The organism is Nocardia sp. NPDC055050 (assembly GCF_053608345.1).
In genome coordinates, this window is record NZ_JBSGVG010000021.1 from 112,601 (window position 1) to 123,913 (window position 11,313).

The window sequence follows — 11,313 nt, forward strand, 5'->3', positions numbered from 1 at the left end:
CGCGGCCACCGAATTGGCGATACTCTGTTCGGTTTGATCACGAACCTGCCGCAGCAGTCCGGGTAGATCGCGGTTGACCTGAGCAAGCTTGCTCGCATCGGCCTGCAAACGATTCCATGCCGCTTCATCGACATATATCTGTTTTCTACCACTCACGGCGCCGCCCCATTCACGATCGTCTGCCCACCCGCGCGATCATCGACGTCCACTGCTGAACGCCAACTACGCAGGCAAGTATACGGATCACCGCCGCGTTGTCCCGATGAGCATAGTCGGTCACTTGTCCGAAACATTAAGTCGGGCAAGTCAACTCATCCCATTTTAGCGACCGAGCAGTTCCGAATCCCGGTTCTCGACCGACTCAGGTCGATTTCCGAGCACCGAATCGAGCGTCGCCAACAGCCCGTGCGGCGGAATTCCGACCAAAGTCACCGAGCGCTCGTCGACGTGCACTTCGGCCGACCGGACTCGATGCTCGAAGTCGTAGCCGCAGTCCCGAAGCCCGTCGGTCAGATGATGCACGACCTGGTTCGTGCTACCGCGCAAGCCACGGCCGTCATCGCGCGCCGCGACATATGGTCCGTCGACCAAAACATCGATCTCGGATAGCAATTCGTCCACACCGGGCCCGGGCGGAGCCGACCGTAACCGGGCGAGCGTGAAGCCCGTGAAGCAGATGACGGTGACCGTCTTCTCGACTCGAACCCGGCGCACGAGTTCGGCCAGCGCCCGAGCCTGCAACATCGGTTCACCGCCGCTGAGCGTCAGTCCGTCGACCACAGGGCCCGCCAACAGCTCGGTGGCCAAGTCAGCCGGTGAGACCAGCCGCCTCGGCTGGATCGGAATCCATTCCGGCGCCACACAACCACGACAGTTCAGCGGACATCCCTGCACCCAGACCACTGCCCGGAAACCCGGTCCGAGCGACTCGGTGGCGGTAGATGTCGCGGCGATATTCAAGACCGCATCGTCTACACCCGTCAATCCGCTGACCCTTCTTCGAGGATATTCTCGACCACGGCATCGATGACCTGGCCTTCGTCTGTCGACAATGATTCACCAGGGTCTACGAGTTCGAGGCGAATTCGTTGGACGAGCTCTTGACGCGGTGGCTCCGGAGTGCGGCGGCGCAGGTCGGCGTAGACCGCCCAGCCTAGACTGGTCACACTGACGATGAGGGAACCGAGCGAGATCGGATCCAGGAATTGGTCGGGCGCGGCGGAATTGCCGCCCGCGCGCAATGCCTTCTCGACATCGACGAGCAGTTCCGGACCGTGGTCGGCCGACAGCCGCGCCGCCACGGCACGCGCGGTCTGCTCCGTCGTTGACTGTGTGACAAAGTCGTTCATTTCCACCTTCTCGAGGTCATCCGCCATCAACGGTCGATTCCGATGCGCCGCGGCACGCCTGCTCCGGTGACTCGGCGCCACACGCGTTCGACATTCGCCCTTCCGTGCACCGCCGACAATTGCGCGAGTCGCTGATGGACAGCACGGAGCTGCATCTCGGAATTCGGCGTCGGGGGAAGCTCCGAGAGTAGGACCTCCCCGCGAATCGCCCACTCCAGCGCGGCGGCGGTATTCGAGCACAGGGCGAGCAAGCTGTAGGTTTCAGCCAGGCGCGCTCGGTCTCCCCACGCCTGCTCCTGCTGCAAGGACTTCTGGAGCAATTCCGCCGCGGCATCGAAATCCTGACGGCCGAGGGCGACTATCGCTAGGTGGTGATGGCAATCTGCCGCCATTCGCGCATTGCCGGTGAGTTCGGCCAGCTCGAGCGACCGCGATGACCACCGCTCGGCAGCGGCCAGGTCACCGTTGCGATAGGTGATGACGCCGAGCATCTGGTAGGTGACCATGCAGCCGGGCTCATCGTGCAAACGCTCCTTGATGATCAGAGACTGTCTGCACCGCTCCTCGGCCAGCGCGAGTTGGCCACGATGGTCTGCGACCAAGGCCAACTGGTGGTAGATGGCAGCCAATCGCGGCTGATCATCTTGGGCGGCCACGAAACTCAGCGCCGTATTGTATTGCGACTCAGCCTGGTCGACTGCGCCGGCCTCCAGTGATACGGCGGCAAGCTGGTAGAGCGTGCCGACAACCGAAGCCTGGTCACCGAGCTTGTCGAAGAGGGACAGCGCGCGACTGTAGCGGCTGTGTGCACCGGCGAGGTCACGGCGCATCAGCGCGATATTGCCCAGTTGATGGGAACTGACGGCGAGTTGGTGCTGATCGCCGTTCGCCTCCGCCGCGATGATCGTCCGTTCGAACCGGACAACAGCATCGTCGTAGTCGCCGCGGTCCTGCGCCGACCGTCCCAGCTGGTAGTCGATAGTGATGAGATGCGCGGCGTGTTCCGGTGTCGGTCGCGAGTCCAACGTCTGCCGCAGTTCGGTATAGAGGACTTCCGCCTCCTGGTGGCGACCTGCCTCGATCAGGCGATTGGCGTGAGCACTGACGATGTACAGCCACAGCGAAAGGGCGGCCGCGGTCGGCGATTCGGTGCCCTCGATCGACAGATGCCGAACGCGACCGACCCAGGCACCCGCCTCTTGGACGAGCCCACGGCTAGCCCAATAGGCCGAGAGCGGCCGCACCAATTCGTGTGCCTGCGCCCAGAACTGTTGGTCGATCGCGTAGCCGAGCAGGCTACTGAACATTCGGGCCTGTCGATCGACGATCCGCAGGGCAGCGACGGCGTCGCCTCCAGTGAGCTGCTGATGGAGGTCTGTCGCGCGGTCGGCGAATACCGCGAGCAGCGCCGACTGTGTTGCTTCCTGATCGGAGTGGTAGCTCTCCGGTAGTTCAGCTCGCCATTGCGCCGCCAATGCCAGGGGCAGCGCCGGATGTAGTCGATACGTCGATTCCGTGGTCGCGCTGAGCAAACCCACCGCGGTGGCCCTGTTCAGCGCGTTGTCCCATTGCGCTCGGTCGAGACCTTGAAATATCGGCGGCGCCTCATCGCGGCGGGAAAGCTCGGCGAGCACCGCGGCTTCTGCCGAACCGTGAAACAAACTGAGCGGCAGCAGCAATCGCCGGTCCGCGGCGCTCAGGTGGGCCAGCGAATATCGCAGCCCCGCGGTGAGCGTGTCCAGCCATCCGTCGTTCCCTCGGATCGAATGTGGTCCGAGGGAACGAAGTTCGGACAAGAGTTCGGCGGGTTCGCGCTCTTGCAGGTGCGGCAACGTCAACCGCATGGCAAGTGGGTGACCGTCGAGCCACGCGGTCAGCTCGGCGTATTCGCGGTGGGCACGTCGTGCGACAGCCTGGGGCTTGTCGTGGAGTAGATGGTCGCTGTACTGCTGGGATTCCGCACCGGATAGCCCGTGAACGGCGATTCGACCGACGTTGGCACCGAGCCACAGTTCCGGATTGCGACTGGTTACGAGAATCACCGACCGTGCCTCGTCGGAGAGGTCATCGAGGAACTCGCGCAGTTCGGCGCGTTCGACTTCACTCAGAGCCAGCGTCGTTCCCGCCCGATCTGGCATTGTCGCGACGGTCTCGAAGTTGTCGAGCACCACCAGCAGCCGTTGGGAGCGCAGGCGATCGCGCACCGACGCACGGCGCGCGCTGTGGTCGAGTGCGACGAACTCGGTACCGTCGATAGCGAAACCGATTGCCGCCACCAGACTGTCGAGCTGTCTCGACGACACCCCTGGGTCGAAGGAATACCAGACCACGCCGTCCGGGTGGTCGAGCGCACCGGTACGTTGCCACCACCGCGCGAACCCTTTGGCTAGTTCGGTCTTGCCCGTTCCCGCCTGCCCGTGCAGGACTATCACCGACTTGGTACTCGCTGCCGATTCCAAGTCGTAAAAGTAGCCGTCGCGCCCGATGAACCCGTCGGCCGCGCTCAGCTGGTCATCGACATCCGTTGTCGGGGAATCGGTCGAGCTGGTCGACGCAAGCGAGGGGAAGCACACCTCGCGCCGCGTGTAGTGCACCGGAACCGCCCAATCACGCAGCAGCAGCGGACCTTTCGGGCTCGGGCGATTCGGGTTGTTCGCCATACGATCTCGCCCCGCCTGTACCGCGACACCGAACGTTCTCCCACTGAACAGCTGATCGTAGAAGGCCGACATGAACTCGGCGGCCGCGACCGCATACACCGAATAGGCCATAGCGAGGACCGCGTCAGCACCGCCGTTCAAGATCCGCGTGGCGACGCCGGCCTCCAAACGCTGCCCGACGACACCCGATTGGCACGCGTTCAGCACCACCAAGGGCACCTGCGCGTCGCCCAGGACCTCCGCGACGCGTTCGGCGGAAACATGATCCTCGCCTCCCCGCCGCCGTTCGAATACCAGCGCCCCGCTGCCCTCCGCGGTGAAGACGCCGTGTCCATCGAAGTGAACTACGTGAAACGGACGCCCGGACGCTCGCGCGGTCTGCAATACCTCACCCAACGCGACCAAGGTCGGCGGACGCAAGACGACCACATCGATCGGGCCACCCGTGCGCTGGAGGCAGTCGATCATTTCGCGAGCGATCATCCGATATCCGACATCGGACCGGCCGGACGGCCGCGAGATCACCACGAGTACCCGGATGCGGTCGACGACCAACTCCACAGGCGGTTCGATAGCGGTCAGCAGCGGTGTCCGCGCCAGTGTCATCCCACTACGGACCAGCGGCGCCGAGTCGTCCGGGTCCCACATCAGCTCCCACGGCACACTCAGCCATCGGGGCGAAGTCGAGCGGATCAGGATCGCGCCGCGGTTGCCCGACGCACGGAACTGACGATAGACATCCATCGCCGGACTTGCGCCGAAGAGCGAGTCGAACATCGCCGTGCCCCAGCGAGACAGGTGGTCTGCGATCTCGCCGCCGCGGTCCTCGTAGACCGCGAAAGGGGCGCTCAGGTAGTCCTCGAAATACCAGCGCAGGTCCTCGACGTCGGCCTCGGTCATCACTGGTCTCACCGCGAACGGTGGCATCGGACCCCCCGCGAGCACGTCGCCACCCGACACGCGCGCTGTCGCTATGCCGTCGGCATCGATGTCGACGACAAGCTGATTCTCCGCCGTGCTACCCATCCCGCCCCGCCTGTCCCCCGAATCCACCCCGTAGCTCCGGAATATACCGGCCCAGTACGACTTCGGTGCACGTTGCAGCGCGGCGACTCTCGCCACGACGCGGTTGATGCATCAACTGCTATTTCTCGGTTGTCGCGGCGGTGCTGGTCTGGGTGCTGAGCCTTGCGATCCGGTCGGATGCGAAGATGGCGTTCGACGGGGAGCTCGCTCGAGGCGTCCGGACCAAGGCGCCGGGGTGGCAAGGCCCCTGCTGAACTTCGTGTCCACCCTTGATCCGGCCGTTCATGAAACTCGCGGATTCCCGGTCGCCACGTTCCTCGCCACCTCGCTCGATCCGCCGTTCGAAACGGTCGGCCTGCTCATCGCCGCCGACTGGTTCGTCGGCATCTTCCTGAACATCGACGGCGACACCCTCGTCGCGATGCTGGTCGCCAACGCCGACGACAGCGACCGTGATGTCTACAACGGAACGAAGACCGTCACGGTCGCGGCGATCGACCTCAACTAGTGCGGCGAGGTGATGGCCCGCACGGACCAAGCTGATTGATCGGCGCGGGTAGCGCCGGCTCGAGCATCAATTCAGGACAGTCCACACATTGCTATCCGGCCCCTGGCCGAGGCAGAACATCTCCTCACCGTCGGGCGATGTCGCAACACCCGAACCCACCTCGCAGGGAGCACCCGGAGTGCGAGTACCGAGCAGGGGCACTGATTGCACCCATTTCGCGCTCGGGCCCCCGGCTTTGGTGCATTTGAGGGTGCTTCCGTCAACCGCGGTGGCGTAGTCGTCGCCGGGCGGGGTGCACGCGACACCGACTGCGGGTGTCGTCTTCTTCGGGGTGGGCACCGTGGTAGGCACTGCTGTAGTGGAGCTTTCGGGCGCGAGCTCCGGCGTCGTGGCGGGAAGTAGAGCGACGGCCGAGGGTGTAGTGGTCACGGTGGCGGGTGCCAGGGCGGTGACCGGTGCCGGAGCGGTCGCGAGCGCGATGGTGACTTTCGCCGGTGCCGGGGTGACGAAGCGCGGCGCGTCCATCGGGGCGCTTTCGTCCTGGACCAGCGGAACGAACTGCAGCGCGACGATTTCGGGTAATGCTTGGACCACGGACCAGCCCTCGACTGTGGTTCCCGGTTTAGGAGACGCGCTGTAGGTGAACGTGTCGAAACAGTCGTCGGTGAGGATGGCGTGTTCGGTCCGCTGGGTGATCCCGGCGCGGTCCACGGTGCTGAGCAGCCACTGGTCGGGTCGCGACAGCCGGCTGGTGCCGATGCTCTCGATCTGGGCGCGAACCGCCAACGCGACGCGGCCCGCACCCAGATCGGTCACGCAGTCAGCGGGCGCGAGGGCCACTTCGGTGAACGTGATGGTGCCTACCTTCGCCCCAGTGGACGCGTCGGTGAACGCGAACGGCGTTCCTACACCTGATGTCGGCGCGGAACCAGCCGCGGATGTGGCGGCTGGTGTCGTCGGCGAATCGACGCTCCCGCACCCGGTTACACCGGCCAGAACGGCCAGGACGGCGACAGGTGCCAGATGACGTTGCATGAACAGAATCCCCTCGTACGGAAGCGAACCGGACAGCTTGGCACGACGGAGCACACAGCTGGAAATACGTCGATCGCATGACCGCGGTCCGGCCGAGGCTCGCGGCAGTGCAACAGATCAGCAGGAAAGCCCGCCCCCAGCGCGGGCGCCGATCCACATGCCTGCACAGCCGATGTCAACTATGTTGGTACTCAACGCATTACGGCTCCAACAGCTGCGCGGAGCCGGCATCCGGAGGGGGATCGATGCCGAATATTCATCGCGAGCGGGTAGCACGGTGGGCGGAGCGCACACTCGCCGAACAGCGACAGTTGACACCGGGGCAGCGTCGGTTCCTGGCAGGGCTGCTCACTGTGCGTGGCTGGCATCTGCTCGTGGACAGCGGTTCGCCCGTGCCCGATCGGATCGCGGCGTACGCGCTGGGGCGCACGGGGGTTTTCGCACTCGTGTTCACCGAAGCGCTGCCCAGCTCGGCCGAGGTCCTGAAGATCCGCGGCGAGGCCGAACGGACCTTCGCCAGGCTCGTTGTCGGCGGGGCCCAGTTCGTACCGCATTCCGTCGATGTCGTGCTGCTCATGCCGCGCGGCGCGCGGGCTACCTCGGACGGCCGCTATCTCGTCGTCGACGAGGCCGGTTTCGTCGAAACGCTGTCCCGTCGTGAGAAGCGGATGCGCGCTGAACGGGTCGGCGAGCTCGCGGCGACCGCTGCGGAGAAGCTCCCCACGCATCGCTACCTCTGTGCCGACGATGCCCCCGAGGCCGAAACCATCGACGCCGGTGGCCTATTCGACCAGGAGGACCTCCGCGAGGACGCGAGGTCCTCCGCGCTTGCCAGACCGTTCAGCGACTGGATGACGTTCCTCGATCCCGATCAGGTGCCGCTCGTCCATGCCACCTTCACCGGCCCGGCCCGGTTCAGCGGTCCGGCGGGCACCGGAAAGTCGGTCGTCGCGTTGCAGCGCATGGCGCACTTCGCCAAGCGCAACCCTGGGCGACTGCTCTTCACGACATTCGTCAAGAGCCTGCCCGCCTACCATGAGCGAGGCTTCGCGCAGATCGCGCCACACGCCGCCGGGCGCGCCGAGTTCACCGGGCTGCATGCGTGGGCGATGGCATTCCTGGACCGCCGTGATGTCGCATTCCGGTTGAACGACAAAGCCGTCGATGCCGCGTTCGCCAAGTCGTGGCAAGGTGCCCGCGGCGTGTTGGGGCGGGTCGAGGGCACCGACCACGGCTACTGGCAGGACGAGATCAATCGGGTCATCAAGGGCCGCGGGATCACCGATCTGGAGTCGTACAAGCGCGTGCAGCGGGTGGGTCGCGAGGGAATCAGCCTGCGGTCGACCCGCCGTCAATTCGTCTGGGAGCACTGGTATCAGCCCTACCAGGAAGTCCTGGACGCGCGGCATGCCCACGACTTCAACGATGTCATCTCCCTCGCCGTCGACGAACTTCGAGCCCGCCCACTCGACAGCACCGAGGCGTACGCCATGGTCGTCGTCGACGAAGTGCAGGACTTCACTCTCCGGCAATTGCAGCTGGTGCACCAGATAGCGGGCGGCGGCCCCGACGCACAGCTGCTGCTGGTCGGCGACGGACAGCAGCAGGTCTACGCCGGGGGTTGCACCCTGTCCGAGGCCGGGATCCCGCTCGCCGGTGGGCGTGGTCGCGTGCTGCGGAAGAACTACCGCAATCGTGAAGCGGTGCTGCGGTATTCACAACGTATCGAGGCGGGCAACACCGTCGATGACCTCGATGGCGGGGCCGGCGTCATCCTTCGTGACAGCGATCCCACGCTGCCGGATGGTCGGGCAGCCGACGTTCACATCCCCCGTCGCGACATCGACGGGCTACTCCCCCGCGCGCTCCGTGACGCACACCTGCCGCCGGGGGACGAGATCGCCGTGATCGTCAACTGGCCGAGCGAGGTCACGCGATACCTGCGGGTGCTGCGCCGAGCGGGCATCAAGGCTGTCTCGCTGGAGAACTACGACGGCTCGCAGGTCGAACCGGTCAAAGTCGGCACGGTACGCCGCGCGAAAGGGATGGACTTCGCCGCCGTCTTCCATATCACCGAGGAACCACCGACCGACCTGGACGCGCTGTCCGGCGGCGCCAGGGACCGAGCCGAGATGCTCGCCAGACAGCTACTCGTCGCCACCAGCCGCGCCCGCGACTATCTCTGGGTCGCCTACCTGTCGGACTGAACTGGGAGGATCAGAACTGTGTACGACAACCCGCGCGCGTGGCTCATCCGGTCTGGCCGCGACGGCCAGCGCGAACACCGCGCGCTCGACGAGGGCCTGGCCATCGTCGGCTGGGACGAAATGGGCGACCTCAGCCGCTATCGAACCTGGGAAGAGCTCAAGGCAGCACTGCGCGAGAAGTATCCCCTCGCTACCCCCAATGTGGTCGGCAACTGGGCTGGGCAACTCTGGAAATTCGGCACCGACATCGCGAACGACGACCTGGTTGTCATGCCGCTGAAGCTGCAAACCGGCTATGTCGCGATCGGGCGGGTGGTCGGCCAGTACGAGTATCGCGAGGCCGAGCCCGAGGAATTCCGCCAGGTCAGGAAGGTCGACTGGCTGCGAACCGACATCGTGTGGGAGGCGTTGCGGCCCGACCTGCGCGCCAGTCTCGGCTCGTTGCTCACCGTCTGCGGGATCCACCGCAATCATGCGGCCGCTCGCATCGCCCATCTGGCCGAGTTCGGGACGGATCCCGGATTCGACAGTGACGAAGTGGCCACCGATTCGGTTCAACTGCTCGCCGAGGCGAGTTCCCATGCTGCGGGCAATCCCCGTCAACTCACCATCCGCAGTCTGCTCGAGCACTGGCAGTTCGAGCGGCGTACCGCGGCGGCGATCGAGGTGATCAAATCCGCCCTCGCCGAGAACGGGCTCACCACCCGGCCGCCGTTCACCGAGGGTGCGCTCAGTGACATCGTCACCATCGTGCCACTCGATGCCGAGCCCGACACGGTCGCCGATCTCACGGCGGACAGCGAAGTCCGGCAACGGGATTCCAGCGCGGTGGAGAACGTCTCCGACCCGGAACCGATGACCCGTCGGCTGGGGGATCTGCCCGCGACGCTGACGTCGGTGCCCTCGCATGTGAACCTGACCGTCGCGAAGACGACCATGGTGCGTCATCAGTTCTCGCAACTCGCCGTCATCGATCAGGACGGGACCTATCACGGCGCGATCACCTGGGAATCGATCGGCCGCGCCCATATCTCCGGTGACCACCCGACCCTGGCCGAAGCGACCGTGCCCGCCGTCGTCGTCGACCACGACGCTCCGTTGCTCGACCAGATCGACGCCATCTACGACAACGGATTCATCTTCGTGCGCAGCCCTGACCGCGCGCGGGTGACAGGCATCCTCACCGCATCGGATCTCACCCACCAATTCGGCATGCTGGCAAAGCCTTTCGTGCTGATCGAGGAGGCAGAGAACCGGCTGCGCCGCGCCGCCAACGATCATCTCGATCCCGACGACATCAAAGCCGCGGCCCCCAAGAACAGGCGCGCCCACACCACCGAAGCGGCGCACCTGACCTTCGGTGGCTATGTGTACCTACTGCGCGACCCGGTTCGCTGGCGCAAGCTCGGCTGGCGCCTCGATCACAGTCAGGTTCTGGAGCTGGTCGAGCAGGTGCGCGATGTACGGAACGAGTTGATGCACTTCGCCACTGATCCGCTGTCGGCGGGGCAGGAAGCCGCCGTGCACGGTCTGCTGCAACTCCTGCGCACCGCCGAACCCAATCCGTGAGCACAGGGGTGCGGCCGCTACCCGCTGACGGAGAAGGGGAATATCGGCAATTTCGCCAGTTGTTCTCCGGGCTTCATGACGAACGAACGTCCGGTGCAGTCGCCGTTCTCCCAGAACGTCTTTCTCCCAGAACGTCTGCGGGACACTGCCGCCGTTGACCACCGAGCCGGCACCCCGCGGGCCGAGACTGGCGACGCCCAACTCCAGGCAGCTTTCCGGTCCGATCGAGGGCACCTCACCGTGCGGTAGCGAGTGAAGCAAGTCTTTGAAGTCGGGCATGTCCCACCAACAGACCGTGCCGACGGGGCATGGCTGCGTCAGCAGAGCTGTCGGCGTGCGCGCCGAGATCGTCGCACTCGCAGTCGGTTTCACTACGGTAGGTACGACCGCCGTGGTGACATCGACCGGCGCGGCCGGTTGGGCGACCGACGTCACGCCACTGCCTTTCACCGGCGCATCTCCGCTGGCGTCGGGTTGAAACGCCATGAAGACCAGTGCTGCGCCGACGACCCCCGCGACGAGAAACCCACCGGCCACCACCAATTGCACGGTGCGGCGCTTCTCCTTCGTGCCCTTGCTGCTCACCTCGGCGTCACGTCGCCACACACCGAAGTTGGTACTGGAACGCACTTGGCGGGTGTACGACTCGTTCTGGGTGCTGCGATTCTGCGCATCGAGGCTGGCACGACCATGGACGTGCGCCTTCGGCTCGCCCTCGTTGGGCGGGAGTTCTGCACTCACACGCACAGGCTAGTCCCAGACGGCCAGACAGGTTGGGAGAAGCCAAGATTGACCGAACCGCCGCCGCGGCAGCTGGGGAACGCAAAAAGGCCCTCCAACCGAAGTTGGAGGGCCTTTCGCAAAGATGTTCCGGCAGTGTCCTACTCTCCCACACCCTGTCGAGTGCAGTACCATCGGCGCAGGTGGCCTTAGCTTCCGGGTTCGGAATGGGACCGGGC

General features: G+C 65.3%; 6 protein-coding genes, 1 rRNA gene and 1 pseudogene. 3 read left to right on the plus strand and 5 right to left on the minus strand.

Going from position 1 to position 11,313, the window contains the following annotated elements; genetic code table 11:
* Positions 1-321: 321 nt before the first annotated feature.
* Genes ACWGCN_RS22125 through ACWGCN_RS22135 form a run of 3 tightly spaced genes read right to left on the minus strand, consistent with a single transcriptional unit; the run spans position 322 to position 4,909 of the window.
* Positions 322-984 carry a 4Fe-4S single cluster domain-containing protein gene (locus ACWGCN_RS22125; RefSeq protein WP_452459893.1) on the minus strand — a complete coding sequence of 221 codons (663 nt, stop codon included), beginning with the start codon at positions 982-984 and terminating at the stop codon, positions 322-324.
* Complete coding sequence (locus ACWGCN_RS22130; protein ID WP_452459894.1) at positions 981-1,376, minus strand: hypothetical protein; 396 nt, start codon at positions 1,374-1,376, stop codon at positions 981-983. The genes ACWGCN_RS22125 and ACWGCN_RS22130 overlap by 4 nt, the downstream gene beginning before the upstream one ends.
* Positions 1,376-4,909 (minus strand): CHAT domain-containing protein, encoded by a 3,534-nt coding sequence (locus ACWGCN_RS22135; RefSeq protein WP_452529087.1) that lies wholly within the window; start codon positions 4,907-4,909, stop codon positions 1,376-1,378. The genes ACWGCN_RS22130 and ACWGCN_RS22135 overlap by 1 nt, the downstream gene beginning before the upstream one ends.
* Positions 4,910-5,330: 421 nt before the next feature.
* On the opposite strand from ACWGCN_RS22135, the pseudogene ACWGCN_RS22140 reads away from it, so the two are divergent.
* A pseudogene (locus ACWGCN_RS22140) lies at positions 5,331-5,543 on the plus strand (dicarboxylate/amino acid:cation symporter); the annotation flags it as partial.
* A 66-nt stretch (positions 5,544-5,609) separates the two neighbouring features.
* Here ACWGCN_RS22140 and ACWGCN_RS22145 read toward each other — a convergent pair.
* Entirely contained in the window at positions 5,610-6,359 is a 750-nt protein-coding gene (locus tag ACWGCN_RS22145) for a hypothetical protein (protein ID WP_452459896.1), read from the minus strand.
* A gap of 464 nt (positions 6,360-6,823) precedes the next feature.
* On the opposite strand from ACWGCN_RS22145, the gene ACWGCN_RS22150 reads away from it, so the two are divergent.
* Both ACWGCN_RS22150 and ACWGCN_RS22155 read left to right on the plus strand, forming a co-directional pair.
* A complete protein-coding gene (locus tag ACWGCN_RS22150; protein ID WP_452459897.1) occupies positions 6,824-8,785 on the plus strand; it encodes a UvrD-helicase domain-containing protein in 1,962 nt (653 codons plus the stop codon).
* Between the two features lie 18 nt (positions 8,786-8,803).
* The gene (locus tag ACWGCN_RS22155) at positions 8,804-10,354 is read left to right on the plus strand and encodes a hypothetical protein (RefSeq protein ID WP_378992414.1); all 1,551 of its coding nucleotides are present in this window, start codon (positions 8,804-8,806) and stop codon (positions 10,352-10,354) included.
* An 868-nt stretch (positions 10,355-11,222) separates the two neighbouring features.
* Here ACWGCN_RS22155 and rrf read toward each other — a convergent pair.
* Positions 11,223-11,313: ribosomal RNA gene (gene rrf, locus ACWGCN_RS22160) — 5S ribosomal RNA — on the minus strand; the annotation flags it as partial.